13 protein-coding genes and 1 tRNA gene are annotated in these 14734 nt (G+C 40.4%); 11 read left to right on the top strand and 3 right to left on the bottom strand.

Annotation, left to right across the window (positions count from 1 at the left end; translation table 11 throughout):
* Nucleotide 1: 1 nt before the first annotated feature.
* From Q8P28_05835 to Q8P28_05805, 7 genes are all read left to right on the top strand, one after another.
* Entirely contained in the window at nucleotides 2–1648 is a 1647-nt protein-coding gene (locus Q8P28_05835) for a L,D-transpeptidase family protein (GenBank protein MDP2682312.1), read from the top strand.
* A complete protein-coding gene (locus tag Q8P28_05830; GenBank protein ID MDP2682311.1) occupies nucleotides 1645–2280 on the top strand; it encodes a hypothetical protein in 636 nt (211 codons plus the stop codon). Before Q8P28_05835 ends, Q8P28_05830 begins: the two co-directional genes overlap by 4 nt.
* Nucleotides 2277–4073 carry a M14/M99 family metallopeptidase gene (locus Q8P28_05825; GenBank protein MDP2682310.1) on the top strand — a complete coding sequence of 599 codons (1797 nt, stop codon included), beginning with the start codon at nucleotides 2277–2279 and terminating at the stop codon, nucleotides 4071–4073. The genes Q8P28_05830 and Q8P28_05825 overlap by 4 nt, the downstream gene beginning before the upstream one ends.
* A 6-nt stretch (nucleotides 4074–4079) precedes the next feature.
* On the top strand, nucleotides 4080–6032 hold the full coding sequence (locus tag Q8P28_05820; protein ID MDP2682309.1) for a hypothetical protein: 1953 nt from the start codon (nucleotides 4080–4082) through the stop codon (nucleotides 6030–6032).
* An 84-nt stretch (nucleotides 6033–6116) separates the two neighbouring features.
* A complete protein-coding gene (locus Q8P28_05815; GenBank protein MDP2682308.1) occupies nucleotides 6117–6281 on the top strand; it encodes a hypothetical protein in 165 nt (54 codons plus the stop codon).
* A gap of 123 nt (nucleotides 6282–6404) precedes the next feature.
* Entirely contained in the window at nucleotides 6405–7325 is a 921-nt protein-coding gene (locus Q8P28_05810; GenBank protein ID MDP2682307.1) for a branched-chain amino acid transaminase, read from the top strand.
* A gap of 33 nt (nucleotides 7326–7358) precedes the next feature.
* Nucleotides 7359–8012: an XTP/dITP diphosphatase gene (locus Q8P28_05805; GenBank protein MDP2682306.1), complete on the top strand. Its 654-nt coding sequence runs from the start codon at nucleotides 7359–7361 to the stop codon at nucleotides 8010–8012.
* Here Q8P28_05805 and rlmB read toward each other — a convergent pair.
* The 3 genes from rlmB to fsa are packed head-to-tail and all read right to left on the bottom strand — an operon-like array spanning nucleotide 7947 to nucleotide 10931.
* Nucleotides 7947–8684 carry a 23S rRNA (guanosine(2251)-2'-O)-methyltransferase RlmB gene (gene rlmB, locus Q8P28_05800; GenBank protein MDP2682305.1) on the bottom strand — a complete coding sequence of 246 codons (738 nt, stop codon included), beginning with the start codon at nucleotides 8682–8684 and terminating at the stop codon, nucleotides 7947–7949. The genes Q8P28_05805 and rlmB overlap by 66 nt on opposite strands.
* Before the next feature lie 37 nt (nucleotides 8685–8721).
* Complete coding sequence (locus tag Q8P28_05795; GenBank protein MDP2682304.1) at nucleotides 8722–10263, bottom strand: MFS transporter; 1542 nt, start codon at nucleotides 10261–10263, stop codon at nucleotides 8722–8724.
* A 20-nt stretch (nucleotides 10264–10283) separates the two neighbouring features.
* Nucleotides 10284–10931, bottom strand: coding sequence for a fructose-6-phosphate aldolase (fsa, locus tag Q8P28_05790; GenBank protein MDP2682303.1), 648 nt, complete (start codon nucleotides 10929–10931; stop codon nucleotides 10284–10286).
* Between the two features lie 80 nt (nucleotides 10932–11011).
* Here fsa and Q8P28_05785 point away from each other — a divergent pair.
* From Q8P28_05785 to Q8P28_05770, 4 genes are all read left to right on the top strand, one after another.
* Nucleotides 11012–11095: transfer RNA gene (locus tag Q8P28_05785), tRNA-Leu, on the top strand.
* A gap of 182 nt (nucleotides 11096–11277) precedes the next feature.
* Entirely contained in the window at nucleotides 11278–12063 is a 786-nt protein-coding gene (locus tag Q8P28_05780; GenBank protein ID MDP2682302.1) for a type II restriction endonuclease, read from the top strand.
* A gap of 2 nt (nucleotides 12064–12065) precedes the next feature.
* On the top strand, nucleotides 12066–13148 hold the full coding sequence (locus Q8P28_05775) for a DNA adenine methylase (GenBank protein ID MDP2682301.1): 1083 nt from the start codon (nucleotides 12066–12068) through the stop codon (nucleotides 13146–13148).
* A gap of 5 nt (nucleotides 13149–13153) precedes the next feature.
* Nucleotides 13154–14710, top strand: coding sequence for a hypothetical protein (locus tag Q8P28_05770; GenBank protein MDP2682300.1), 1557 nt, complete (start codon nucleotides 13154–13156; stop codon nucleotides 14708–14710).
* Nucleotides 14711–14734: the final 24 nt, after the last annotated feature.

The raw sequence follows: 14734 nt of genomic DNA, 5'->3' as shown, positions 1-14734 counted from the left end.
GTTGAAAGATAGTGGTCAGTGGTCAGTGGTCAGAATAGGCCTCGTCCTGTTTTGGATGGCAGGCAATGCGGGATATGTTTTTTCTGATAATAATCAGATAAGCTCCCTCGCAAAAACCCCTTCTTCCGGGGCAGAAACAGCGGCGCAACCTCATCGTGAGTCTGCCGAACCGACTAACGGTAATCTACAAAACAGTAATTCTATCAATGGCCGCATATCTGATACATCTCTGCAAACTACGATCCCTTTTTATTTTATAGGGCTTTGGGATTACGCAATACTTGTGGAAAAATCAACCCAAAAACTATATCTCTACGATAAATATTATAAATTGATAAAAACCTTTCAGGTTACTACAGGCCGGAATCAAGGGGACAAGGGCAGGAGCGGGGACCGTAAAACTCCTGAAGGGGTTTATTTTTTTACAGTGGTTAAGGATGACAGGGAACTGCTGCCTGAATACGGCGTAATGGCCATGCCGATAAATTATCCGAATTTCATAGATGCCACTCTGCATAAAAAAGGAAACGGCATCTGGTTTCATGCAACCGATCAACCGGATCGGCCTTTAAAACCGTATGATACGCGGGGCTGTGTTGTAGCCGCAAATGAAGACGTCCTTGAGCTTGCGGAATATATAAAACTTCAGACAACGCCGATGATCATCGTGGACAAGATTGAATATGACAGCGGTGAAAATATAGCGAACACCCGCAGGGAAATTGAGCGCCTGATTGAAAAGTGGCAGACCGGCTGGCAGAAAAAAGATATTAACCGTTATACGGATACGTATTCAAAAAATTTCAGAACAAATGGTATGGATTTTGAAAGATGGAGAAAATATAAAGAGAGTCTTAACCGGCAATATAAACATATAAATGTCTCCTTGTCAGACATCAAAATCCTTCGTCATAATAACCATGTGGTTGTCTCATTTGCGCAGCGCTATAAAAATGACAGGCTGACAAGCATTGGAATAAAGAGGCTCTATCTTGTTAATGAAAATGCGGCCCTGTCCCCGAATGCTTCTATCGGGGAATGGAAAATAATTGGAGAAGAATGGAGCCCTTTGCCGACACAAAGGCCGGCAGAGGTCGCAAAAAGATATACTGCCTATAAAGTGGCAAAGACCGAAACCTTACAATCGGCTCCTTCCAATGGGACAGCAGCAGGAGCAACACTACCTTCTGACGTAACTGTTTTATCAAAAACACCCCTGACCCACCCCTTCCCCTCCCTGGAGGGGATAAAGGGGTGGGTCAAGGGCAGGCCACTTGTAGATATAGAAGACTTTGCAATTGATAAAGGAATGGCTGCAAATAAGGTCAAATTCAAGCTGATAAATAAAACAATGGAACAGCAAATGATATCAGGAAGGGTGGTAATTGTAGCTGCAAACAAAAACGACAATGGGATTCGCCACACAGCATATCCGCCAATTACGCTTGAACAGGGTATTCCCATGGATTTTAGAAAAGGCGAGTGGTTTTCAATAAGACGTTTTAAGATTGTAAACGGGGAACTTGGCGAAAATATTGTTGACCATGTTACAGTTCTGGTTTATTCAAGAACAGGCGAACTGCTGCTTCATAAAAAATTTCCTTCCCATGATAGAAACATTCAGGGGCAGCCACGAACAGTTCAATGAAACAGACGATAACAATAATATATTTTACAGATAACGCTGGAAAGGCTCGCACTGTAGAATTTTCTCTAAAAAGTCTGGCATTGCTCATAGTCGGTCTTTTTATTTTAATACTTGTTTCAATAACCGCCGCCATCTTTTCCTTTAAGCTGTATATTGAAAAAGGGAGGTTAACCGATGAACTTGCCTCCGCAAACATGGAGAAAAAATCATTAGAGGAAAGGTTTAAGGATATGGTGGCAAAAACAGCCTCAACAGATAAAGGGGCTGTTAATAACGGAAATGAGAAAAAAACAGAACTTATTTCACTTCATGATTTTCAGATTAAAAAAGATGGCGGCAACCTTGCGGTTAGCTTTGACATGGCCAAGACAAACAGCGCCGGTGAAACATTGCATGGTTATGTTTTTATAGTTGGAGATTATGGAGGAACCTATATTTGTTTTCCTGAAGATGTAGAGGTAAAAGATGGTTTTCCTGTTGATTTTAAAAAAGGGGACAAATTTACCATAAAGTGGCAGAAGCATATAGAGAGGATATTCCCATCTTTCAATGGCAATGCTATAAAAATGGTAAGTATATTTGTATATTCAGCAGATGGGGACCTCCTTATTAAAAAGGAGGCGGGCCTGTGAAAAATTTAAAAAGAAAAGCCGTGTATGCATTCGGAGCAGCCTTTTTTCTCATATTTCTTGCCGGCAATGGATTTTGCAAAACCCTGCACGAGGTTTACTTTAAAGATACCGAATATGAGCTGAATATCTACAAGGTATATGGAGCAGAAAAAGGAAAAACCCTTATGATAGTAGGCGGCATACAGGGGGATGAGCCGGGCGGCTATCTGTCGGCAGACTTGTATGCGGATATGGCCCTTCACAAAGGGAATCTGATTGTTGTGCCGCGCGCTAATTTTTTTTCCATCATAGAGCATAAAAGGGCTATCAACTGGGACATGAACCGGAGGTTTGCTATTGCAAACAGCAAGGAATATTATGAAGACAAGATTGTAGAGATACTCAAAGGCCTGATGAGCCAGAGCGATTTTTTTCTCAATCTGCATGAGGGTTCCGGCTTTTTTAGAGAAAGCTATGAGAGCGGTCTGAAAAACCCCATGAGGTTCGGCCAATCTATAATTGCAGACGCAGACATATATTATTCAAAGGAAAAAGGGGCAAACATCCCTCTCGGGGACATAGCAAGAAAGATAGCAGACCATGTAAATAAAATAATAGATAATCAGCAATACCATTTCAGATTTAATAATCACAGGACATTTGAGAAAAACACCAGCCATCCTGAACAGAAGAAGTCTGCTACCTTTTATGCCCTCTCCACTTATGGGATACCTGCATTTGGAGTAGAGACATCCAAAGAGATAAAGGAGATTGAGGCAAAGGTCAGGATGCAGACTATGGTCATCAACGTCTTTATGGACGAGTTCGGCATCATACCGGAGAACCCCAGGGTGGCGCTGGACCCGCCGAGGCTTAAATATGTCATACTATCCGTAAATGGAACTCAAAATATCATGGCGAGAGACGGAGACGAGATTAAATTAAGAAAAGGGGACAGGATAAAAATCTCCCAGATAGAGGCCAATTACGAACGCGGTTTGAGCGTTGATATACTTAATATAGGCACGGCAAATGATCTGAACAAAGAATTTGAGATAAATGCTGCAACAAAGGCCATGGTAAGAAAAGATAGTTTCCCCTGCGGAGAAATAACAATCTCGGTATCAGATGTGCAGGATGCCGGGATAAAAAATGCGCCGCCATCCGCTCAATCCTCCAAATTCAAATATCTTATAGTTGAGGTAAACGGCCTGCGGCAGGTTCTTTCTCATGAAGAGCATCTCAGGATTATTAAAGGCGACAAAATGAAACTTCTGGATGTTGTTGTGGACGGGATAAGTGCTGCCAATGATATGATGGCGCTGACGGTAAATTTTCTCGGCTTTGTGGGAAATAAAATGAAAAACACCGGAGAAGACAGAGGTTATCTCATCAATACGGCAAAAGACCTGTGGCTGAAATATTCAAAGGGCGGTAAAGGCCTTGAATACACGGTTGCAATAAGTTATAAGGATAAAAAGTTCGGAGAGGTCTTTGTTGATATGGAAGAGCCTAAACTCAATTACATTGTGGTGAAACACGGACAGGGCGGCAAGAGGTGGTATGCCAATGGAGACACCATATCGGTTACAGCAAAGGACACCCTGGAGATTATAGATGTGAAGACCAATGTCAATGGAAACGGCGGTGTAAAAGTAAATTTTTCCGGCAATGAATTTGGAAACGTAAACAAGATTATAACCTTTAACAAGAATTATGCTGCAAACAGAGACAATGAAATAGTGGTAACCAGAGAAGGGATTGTTATAGGCAAGACAAAGATACAGATTGGAGAACCGGTGGCGGTTAGATAAAAAGTCGTGATTCAAAAATTACAAAAACACAGGAAGGCAATATTCTATATAGCATTGCTTGTTATTGCTGTTCTTGCTGGCATTGTTTCTTGGGTGTCGTTTAAGGATTCTGCAAATAGCGGGCTTGGTTTGATTTCATTGGACAATACGGGGCAAATATGGGTTCAGGTAAATGACGAGTTTTACATATTGGGTGAAGATGGAAAAATAATTAGGCAACTAACTGCTAATCAAATGGGAATTCAACCGCCTTTTGCGGGTATTGCAGCATTGCCAAATGGAGACATGCTTATTGGCAGTCAAGAGTCGGCCAAGATACACTTTATTCATGTTGATGGCTCGCTTGGAGCAGTTATTGACCTTCACGCAACAGGCGCCGGCAAACCGTTCCGCCTGTTTCATCTCGCTTATTATCCTGAAAAGGATGCAATCCTGCTTACAGATACAAGCAATCACCGCATTATCATGTTAAGCAGGGATGGCACACTGTTGAGCCGGTCAGTGCCAGGAATTTTTCATTTTCCTAATGACATCGTTGTAGATGCCGCGGGAAGAATCATTGTTGCCGATACTAATAATCATGATATAAAAGTGCTTCACCCATCGTTAACAATAGAGACGACATGGAATCCTCTTGCTTCAGCCCTTTATTCAAATAGCCCCTATAGATTTCAATGGCCTGTGCATCTGGCAATAGATAATTCCGGCAATACCTATGTAACCAATCATGACAATAATCTGGAATTTGCTGAGATTGTAAAACTCAATCAACAGGGGAAGCGAGAATCTCTTATTCCCCTTCTGAACCGCGCTCAGCCCGTAGCTATTGTTGCAGGAAAAAACGATCTGCTTTTTACTGATCACTTTAACTTCCAGATACGCAGGCTGGATTTGCTGAAAAATTCATTCAGCAGATTTGGCAGTCCGGAATTTCAGAATGTGCTTGATACCCTCAAGCTGCGCCATAAGACTTATGAAATGACAATATTGACGGGACAGGTTTTGCTTGGCGTTATTCTATTTGCTTTGTTTATAATATTGGCTGCTGTTCGCAGAACAGAATACAATCGCCCTATCAAGGCAACGGTTAAAACTGATTCTCTTGTTGAAAGGCCATCTCTTTTCCTGCGCCTTGAATTAGCCCTGCTTACTACGAGTATTCTTCTGTTCAGATTAACTGTCAGGATAGTGGCATGGCTAATATTAATTAGCACGGTAGGTCTGATTTTACAGCTAATATTAATCAGCACGGTAGTGCCGATTTCCAAGCCATACACACGAGCCTCTCCAATTATTATATGGGTTGCGCTATGGATTTTATTGCTCGGTATATTTTTGATAGCAATTCTGATTACTCTTATGTTTTCTGCCGCAGGAAGCTTTATTCTGGCCAGAGGCTCCCGCAGAGGCCGTTATCATCCGGTATTTCACTATTATGCAAGGAGGTTGATGTCAAAACACGCTGAAATTATTGAAAAACTGGCAGAAGGTGAAACAGTTATTAAGCATTACTCCACGGCTATTATTGATGGATATCAGGCATTAGTTCTTTTGATAGAAAACAAGATGTTTGTAGTTACACTAAGCAGGTTTGAAAATATCGCGCATCGTATTCAGGAGATTGACTGCACCTGCTTAAAATCAACGACATTAATAGAAAAGAAAACCTTGAGCGGTAAATTGTGGCCCATGGATTATCCTATCACTTATTTTATTTTTAAAACCTCTGAAGACGGCACACCGTATAATTTGAATTTAATAGATTATATTGCTGCAAAAGAGCTGTGCAATGAAATATCAAAATGCAATATTATAAAAACTCCAACATTACCAGCTTTTATAGACAGATGCACAACGTGCGGAAAAATATTGGAGAGCGCAGGCTGCACGGTTTGCGAGGTCAGTAAAATAAACCTTTGGAAACCGGCGATACTTTCAATGCTTTTACCTGGAATGTGACAACTTTATAACCATGAATTTGAGAAAGGCATAGCAATCATGGCATATTTTGGCATAATAGTGCTTTACTCAATGAATCCAATAATGGCGGCGGTATATAGAACAAGCAGTGTTGATATGATGGGACTCTGGCTGCTAATTATAACAGTAATTCTTATATGGCTCTTTAGTCTTGTGGATGCATTGACGACTACAATGCGTAATAGAGGTAAAAAGTGGGGACTTATAGTAAAAAATAATACATGGTAAAAATAATCATTAGTTGTAGCGCACCGGTCCAACCTCGCTATTATATTATTAGGCCGAAGCTAAGGCTTTGTAAACTGCGCTGTAATGGATGTGATTATTTTAAAAATCTATAATAAGGAGCATATCGTGGAAAAGACAAAAAAAATCTGGATGGACGGAAAATTTGTAAACTGGGATGACGCTAATGTGCATATCCTGACGCACACGTTGCATTATGGACTGGGTGTATTTGAAGGCATAAGGTGCTACAAATGCGAGAATGGAAAATCTGCGGTATTCAGGCTCAAGGAGCATACAAACAGACTGTTTGAATCAGCCCATATAATGCAGATTGACATACCATTTACACGGGATGAGATAAACAAGGCCATCATTGAAACCCTGAAAATCAATGATTTGAAGGAAGGGTACATAAGGCCATTGGTTTATCTGGCTGAAGGCAGTATGGGCATATATCCAAAAGAAAATCCTGTAAAGGTTGCAATTGCCGCATGGAACTGGGGCGCATACCTCGGTGAAAAAGGGATCAAGGAAGGTATTCGTGTAAAAATATCCTCTTTTACAAGACACCATGTCAATGTGGGAATGACAAAGGCAAAGGTTGTGGGAAACTATGTAAATTCTATACTTGCCAAACGTGAAGTTTTCGCTAATGGCTATGATGAAGCCCTGCTGCTTGATACAGACGGTTATGTGTCAGAGGGAAGCGGAGAAAATATCTTTATTGTAAAAGATGGCATTTTAAAAACTACGCCTTTAACATCTGTTTTAAAAGGAATTACCAGAGATTCTGTAATAAAAATTGCAAAAGACAAAGGCATCACTGTGCTTGAAGGCAGATTCAGCCGCGATGAACTCTACACAGCAGACGAGGCATTTTTCACAGGCACTGCCGCAGAGATAACTCCCATACGAGAGGTTGATAATAGAAAAATTGGCCAAGGAAAACCGGGAGCAGCAACAAAGACGATTCAGGAGACATTTTTCAATACCGTCAAAGGGAAAGATAAAAAATACGCGGACTGGCTGACATATATAGCATAAATAACAGTAGTAGCTATTGAATATGTCCATTTTATGAAGATCGTGCTTGCGACCAGAAATATGGGTAAGGTTAAGGAGATTAAAGAGATTCTTAGAGGCTTGGATTTGGATATGCTCTCCCTTAATGATTTTCCTAAAGTCCCTTCTATAATTGAGGATGGAAAAACCTTTAAAGAAAATGCGTTAAAAAAGGCAAGGTTTGTATCCCGATATTTGAATATCCCTGCCCTTGCCGATGATTCAGGGATTGAGGTGGATGCCCTGGACAAAAGGCCGGGGATATTGTCTGCCCGCTATGCAGGGGAAAATGCCGCAGATGAGGAAAACAATAAAAAACTGCTCCTGGAATTAAAAGATATTCCCCTTGAAAAAAGATGCGCGCATTACAAATGTGTTATTGCAATTGTTTTTCCTTCAGGAGAGGAAGAAACAGTTGATGGAAACTGCAATGGCTTTATAGCCCTTGAGCCAAAAGGCAAAGGCGGTTTTGGCTACGACCCGCTATTCTATGTTCCAGAATATGGAAAGGCTATGGCAGAACTCCCGCCTGATATAAAAAACCGCATAAGTCACAGGGGAAAGGCGCTGGCAAAACTGAAGGAAAAACTTACGACTATTCTATTATCTTTTATGCCTTCTTCTCAACACCTCAAAAAGAGCTACCCCTCCGGCAACAGAGGCATTTAAGGACGAGATATTGCCTTTCATCGGTATAGAAAGACATACATCGCATTTTTCTTTGACAAGACGTCTTATGCCCTTGCCCTCGCTCCCTATTACAATCGCCAGGTCTGTATCCATATCAAACGAGTAGATATCTTCTTTACTGTCTGCCTCTATGCCTATAACCCAGATGCCGGTATTTTTGAGCCTTGTTATTGTATCTGCGATATTGGTTACACGGCTAATCAAGATATGCTCTATCGCGCCAGCAGATGCCTTTACAACTGCTGGCGTAACTTCTGTTGCCCTGTCTTTTGGAATAATTACACCGTGAACGGCTGCTGCATTGGCTGTCCTGATTAACGAACCCAGATTCTGCGGGTCCTGGATGCAGTCAAGGATAAGAATAATAGCTTTTTCTTTAGACGACCGCCATCTCTCCAATACATCTTCCACATCTGCATATTTGAATTCAGACAGAATAGCGGCAACACCTTGATGATGCGCAGTTCCGGCAAGGCTTTCAATATCCTCTTTCTCAACTATCCTGTATTTAATATTGTGCTGCCCGGCAAGTTTTCTTATTTTTTCAACCTCCTGACCAGCCCTGCCATGCGCAATGAGTATGTCTTTAAAATATTCGGGATGGGATTTTAAGGCTTCCGTCAGTGGATTTATACCGTAGATTATACGCATGTAATTTACCCCGCGCCAAAAATTTTGGCGCTTGGGTTTACCCCTCAAACCTCTTATTATGAAAGCCCACATAATTCAGCATCAAGCCTGTTGCAAGATAGCCTGCAAATAAGGTTATTGGCGCTGATGAGTTTGTTTGCCATGGCAGGAACAGGCCGCCGTTTTCCAGAGGTGAATGGATAATGCCGAACAGAGACAGTATTGCTGCTGCAAAGAAATAGAATGCAGCGGTGTGGAGTTTGTGGTCTATGATATATGCAATGGCCGCGCCCCATATCATGGAAGATATGATAAAGCCATTGGCCAGCACAATAATGCTATGGTATGTTTCTGCGAATCCGCCGGTTAGATCAGCGGCATTTTTCCCAAGATTGGCCAAAAGCGAGCCTATTTCTATTAAAAGAAGGTTGGCTATAACAGGCACAAATGCAAATGCAACTGCCTTTGCATGTTTTTTTGACGTTGCCTCAAATGCCTGCGCAGTTATCTCCATGCCTATAAAAATCAATATCGGCGCAACAGCCGCCTTTGGAAGAAGATTCACAAAAAACGAGAGATACCCCAATAGCCCGCCGATGCCGATAAACAGTGCAGTTGCAAATGTATATCCTGCCCTGCCGCCCATGTCTTTGTACGCGGGGTGGCCGATGTAAGGCGTTGACTGGGCAACTCCGCCGCAGAGTCCTGCAATTATGGTGGCAATGCCGTCTGTTAAAATAATATCCCTTGTATTGTATTCATCCCCTGCCACTGCAGCGCTTTCTATAACATCCACAGAGCCTACAATTATAGCGATAGCAAAAGGGATGGCAACAGGGAGATACTGAAGCGCATGCGGCAGACCTTCAAGAAAACCAAGTGTAGGCCAAGGGAATGAAAAATTAAAACTTGCCGAATCAGAGAGGTGGAGTTTTTCTGCCGGAATAACACCCACAAGATAGAGGAGATAAAAGATTATTGTGCCGAATAAAACCGCCGCGAGCGCGCCGGGGAGTTTAAATGGAAACCTCACCTTTGCAATAAGTGTCATGAGTATTATGCCGAAGGATACAAGCCCAACAATAGGATTGGCAAATACCTCCAGCGAAGGGAGAAAGGCAATCAGAATAAGCGCCACTGCTGCTATTGAGCCAAGAAGCCCTGCCCTTGGCACATTCCTTCTTATGGACGGTCCTATCCACGCGCCGATAAGTTTTATAACACCCATTGCAACAACTACTGCCATTGCAATCTTCCACGAGAGCATGGCATCCTTTGTTGCAAGGAATGCCGGGCCTATAACTCCGAATGTAAGACCGAATGTGGACGGCGTATCAAGACCAAGAGGCATTGCGGTAACATCATCTCTGCCTGTCTTTTTTGCAAGCCTTATTGCCATCCGGGTATAAACAAGATCGCCTATCAGGACGCCTATGGCAGTCCCTGGTATCATCTTATAAAGGACAATATCAGCAGGAAACTGAAATACGCCGACGAGTAACCCCGCCATAATAACAAGGTCGCTCATGTTGTCGCCCATGAGGCCGAAGAAGGCGTTTATATCGCCAAGACGGAACCAGCGGTAGGCGGGTTTTTGCATAATGAATCTCTTTTTGTTCTCTATTTCTTCGGCACCTTTTTCCAATCTTCCAGAAACCTCTCAATGCCGATATCTGTGAGGGGATGTTTGGATAACTGCTCTATGACCTTGAATGGTATGGTGGCTATATGTGCCCCCAAAAGCGCCGCATCCACCACATGCAGAGGATGCCTTACACTGGCAACAATCACTTCAGTAGCAAAATCGTAGTTTTCATAAATGGTCAAAATCTGACTAACCAAATCCATGCCGTTATGCGAAATATCATCAAGCCTGCCTACAAACGGACTCGCATAAGTTGCCCCTGCCTTTGCAGCCATAAGAGCCTGAGTGGGTGAGAATACCAGAGTGACGTTTGTTTTAATACCTTCTCTGGAAACAGTCTTTACAGCCTTAAGCCCTTCCAGTGTCATGGGCATTTTGACAACGATATTTTTGTGAATCTTGCTTAACTCCCTTGCCTCCTTAATCATACCCTCTGCATTAAGGCTTATGACTTCGGCATTGACAGGGCCGTCCACTATTGAGCATATCTCCTTGATGAGGTCTTTAAAATCCCTGCCTTCCTTTGACACAAGAGACGGGTTTGTTGTTACACCGTCCACAAGTCCCCACTCGCTGGCCTTCTTTATCTCCGTAATATTTGCGGTATCAATAAAAAATTTCATAAACCCCCCTTATGATTTTCTTGACATAAACAGTGTTTGAGTATAGATTAAAAACAAGATTTGTTCAACAAGATTTTCATGCCGAAGTGGCGGAATGGCAGACGCGCTAGATTCAGGTTCTAGTGGGGCGACCTGTGGGGGTTCGAGTCCCCCCTTCGGCACCAGAATTTGATTTTCAGACAGGCAAAATGCATCTCTCAAACTCGCCTATCAAAAAACGCTGATATTGTCTTGAATACTGTTATTAAAATAGAAACAGGCGAAAGCCCGAACCCAACAGTTGAAACTCTATAGAAAATCGCTAAAGCAATCGGCATTTTGCTCGATGACTTGATGAAATAACATTATGGAACAAGACATTTTTCAAAAGAATTTACTCAAACACACAGAGGACTTTAGGAAAGTCCTCGCCACCCCGTCCGGTGATTGGTCAGTGAAGGGTTTTATTGATATAGCAAAAAATATCTACACCATCTCGGTTGATACAAAGGTTGTTTCAAAGATCATCGAGTTGATGATGTTTCCGGTCATTCAGAAATTCGCGAAAGAGAATAGCTACGAAATGATTTTTTCCGCGGAACAAAATCATTACCCCGATGTTACTTTTGTTACGAAAGATAAAAAGAAAATCGCCCTCGATCTCAAAAGCACTTACCGAAAAAATCACGAGGCAATTTCTGGTTTTACACTCGGTGCATTTACCGGATATTTTCGTTACAGGGATTCAAAGAAAAATATCACCTTTCCATACAAAGAATATGACAAGCATTACATTCTCGGCATTATCTATACTCAACAGGAAGAATTGATAGACGAAAACAAAGTTTATACCATTGATGATTTGGAAGACATTTTGTCGGTGGTAAAGGATTTTGATTTCATCGTTCAAGAAAAATACAGAATTGCCAAAGACCGTCCCGGAAGTGGAAACACAAAAAATATTGGCTCCTGCGTAAAGATGAGTGAATTGAAAGAGGGAACGGGGCCGTTTTCTACGCTGGGAGTTAAGGTGTTCGACGACTACTGGATAAATTATATGACATTAGAGATGGCGCGGAGCGCGAAACTGAAACGGCCGCCATACTCAAACCTCAAAGATTATTTGAAATATCGCAACATAAAAAATCTTTAGCCATGAGAAGCGTAAAACAACAGCAATCACAATTATTCAATGAGATTCCAACAAAAAATGCTGGTGTTTTGCCGTCTACTCGCTATCAAGGAAGTAAATATAAAATCCTCAAATGGATAGATTACTATACAAAAGATTTAGATTTTGACACAGTACTTGACGCTTTCGGTGGAACTGGTTGCGTTGGTTATATGTACAAAAAAAATGGCAAGCAGGTTTTTTATAATGATTCACTAAAATTTAATCATTATGTCGGGCTTGCTTTAATTGAAAACAAAGACACCGCACTAACAAATGAAGATTTGGATTTTATTCTCAAAAAACACTCTAAAATAAAATACCCGTCCTTCATTCAGGATACTTTCCACGACATTTATTTTACGGACGAGGAAAATAAATGGCTTGATGTTGTCATAACAAACATTGGAGAGATGCGGGATAAATACAAACAGGCATTAGCATATTATGCCTTGTTTCAGTCCTGCATAATCAAACGGCCATATAATTTATTTCATCGTAAAAATCTCTATATCAGGACGGCAGAAGTTGAACGAAGTTTCGGCAACAAGAAAACATGGGATACTCCGTTTGAGGATCATTTTTTAAAGTTTGTTGAAGAAGCAAATAATTCCGCGTTTGATAATGGCAAAAAAAATCAAGCATTTCATTCAGATATTTTCGATTTAACAATTCCGGGAATTGACCTTGTTTATATTGATACACCATATATTTCTGCAAGGGGCGTAGGCGTAAACTATTTCGATTTTTATCATTTTTTGGAAGGCATTGTTTTCTATGATGAATGGGCAAAACTCATTGATGAAAATTCAAAACACAAAAAGATAAAAAACGGCAAAAGTGAATGGTGCAACAAAGGCGAAATACATGGTGCTTTTGAGCGATTGTTTGATAAGTTTAAAAATTCAATTTTAGTAGTTTCCTATCGTGATGACGGCACTCCGACAATATCTGAATTGGTAAATATGCTCAAAAAACACAAGAAGTCCGTGGAAGTTAAAAAGCTGGACTATAAATATGTTTTGAGCAATGGAAACTCAAAAGAAGTACTTATCATCGCTCAATAAACAATATGGCCAATATCAAAATTCAAACTTCATCTGATATAGAATTTTCAAGAAACTTTACGATTGATGATTTTAATTCAATAGTAAAAATTTTTGATTCGGTTGGTTCATTGATGTTTTTGCAGAAACTTGGTGCCTTAATGGGAAATCAAGTTTATGTAAATGCGAATATAGAATTTGAATTTTATGCCTCTCCGAAAATTAAATTGAGAGCGGGAATGCTAACGAGAGACCTTGTATCTTTCATTGCAAAACAGGTTTTAGTGAATTGTGAGAAAAAAGATATTCAATACAACGATGTCGATCTGTTAAATCTAATCTATTTATACGGCAATCTTGAAATTGATTTACATAAAATAGAGACAGATGGCGAAACAAAAGATAAGGGTTGGTTATGGGTGATTAGATCAACCAATCACCAGTGGTATTATTTGAGATTTCACTCCAGCATTATAGCCAGATATTTTTGGATTTTTTCAAAAATTTTTGAGCGTAACAATGCATTGGGCACAAGGTTAGATCAGGCACTAGGACTTGAAATTTTTAAGGCAATGAAAATCGGCACTTGTATTTATGCCAATTTTTGTCCAAGGGAAGATGGAAAATTTGCCACCTCGTTTTTGATGGACAGTTATGTAAACACCACAATTGAAGCTCTTAAGCCATTATTGACAGAAGAAAATATTCTTAAATTTTTTGATATTTTTGCGATAACACCCGAGCAGTTTCAGAAAGAATATAAAAAATATGAGTTAGCCGAAGTAACGCTAAAAAAGTATGAGTTTAATCCACTAAAAAGGTTTCCTGTTATTAAAACGAATTCAGAAAAGAAAAACGAGCAGTATATCATTCCATCTCTTTCCGATTTTCTCTATGGTTCTTTTGAGGGCTTGTATTATGTTTTGCTTGATAAACTTGAAGCAAAGGAAAAGGATAATCTATTTAAGGAAATCGGAACAATTTTTGAAGTGTATATCGGTGAATTTATAAAACAATACAATATTGATGTTTTGAGCCGAGCACAAATTTTTCCAGAAAAAACTTACAAAATAGATGGCGAGGAGTGGAAAAGTGCTGATTGGATTTTAGTTTCAGACGAGTATATCTTCCAGATTGAATGCAAAAAGCGAAAAATTGATAACTATTCAAAAGCAGGGATACAAAACACCAATGGCACCGGTATTGAAGGGTTGCTTGGCGATATAGCAAAAGAAGTGGATAAGATTGCTAAAAAGGAAAAACACCTCAAAGACGGTAAGGTTGACGGGATAAATTACAAAAATCAAAAAATTATAAACATTATAGTATTTTTAGACGAAATGTTCGCCATAAATAGGTATGCGAGAGAAAAAATTAAAGAAAAAATGAAAGAGCAATCAGATAATTTTTACATTTTTGGCTGTTGGGAATTTGAGTTGGTATGTCAACAATCAAAAGACAAGCAACAAAATTTATATCACTCTATCGTGGATGTAGTGAATGGAAATACAGAAATCTATCGGGTGGATTTTTTAGATAGGATTTATTATAATTTCTTTGCAAACTTGAAGGCAGGTATTTGAAAACCCCGCCGCAAAAATTTTCGC

The sequence above is a fragment of the Deltaproteobacteria bacterium genome (assembly GCA_030690165.1).
GTDB lineage: Bacteria > Desulfobacterota > GWC2-55-46 > UBA9637 > UBA9637 > JACRNJ01.
The sequence above is the reverse complement of the archived record's forward strand: the minus strand, read 5'-3'. Positions and strand labels throughout refer to the sequence as shown.

Bases quoted from the DNA above. Each gene is read 5' to 3' on its own strand.
- fsa (MDP2682303.1), bottom strand. From the start codon at position 10,931: ATGAAATTTTTTATTGATACCGCAAATATTACGGAGATAAAGAAGGCC.
- Q8P28_05795 (MDP2682304.1), bottom strand. From the start codon at position 10,263: ATGCAAAAACCCGCCTACCGCTGGTTCCGTCTTGGCGATATAAACGCC.
- Q8P28_05830 (MDP2682311.1), top strand. From the start codon at position 1,645: ATGAAACAGACGATAACAATAATATATTTTACAGATAACGCTGGAAAG.
- Q8P28_05770 (MDP2682300.1), top strand. From the start codon at position 13,154: ATGGCCAATATCAAAATTCAAACTTCATCTGATATAGAATTTTCAAGA.
- Q8P28_05780 (MDP2682302.1), top strand. From the start codon at position 11,278: ATGGAACAAGACATTTTTCAAAAGAATTTACTCAAACACACAGAGGAC.
- rlmB (MDP2682305.1), bottom strand. From the start codon at position 8,684: ATGCGTATAATCTACGGTATAAATCCACTGACGGAAGCCTTAAAATCC.
- Q8P28_05815 (MDP2682308.1), top strand. From the start codon at position 6,117: ATGGCGGCGGTATATAGAACAAGCAGTGTTGATATGATGGGACTCTGG.
- Q8P28_05805 (MDP2682306.1), top strand. From the start codon at position 7,359: ATGAAGATCGTGCTTGCGACCAGAAATATGGGTAAGGTTAAGGAGATT.
- Q8P28_05775 (MDP2682301.1), top strand. From the start codon at position 12,066: ATGAGAAGCGTAAAACAACAGCAATCACAATTATTCAATGAGATTCCA.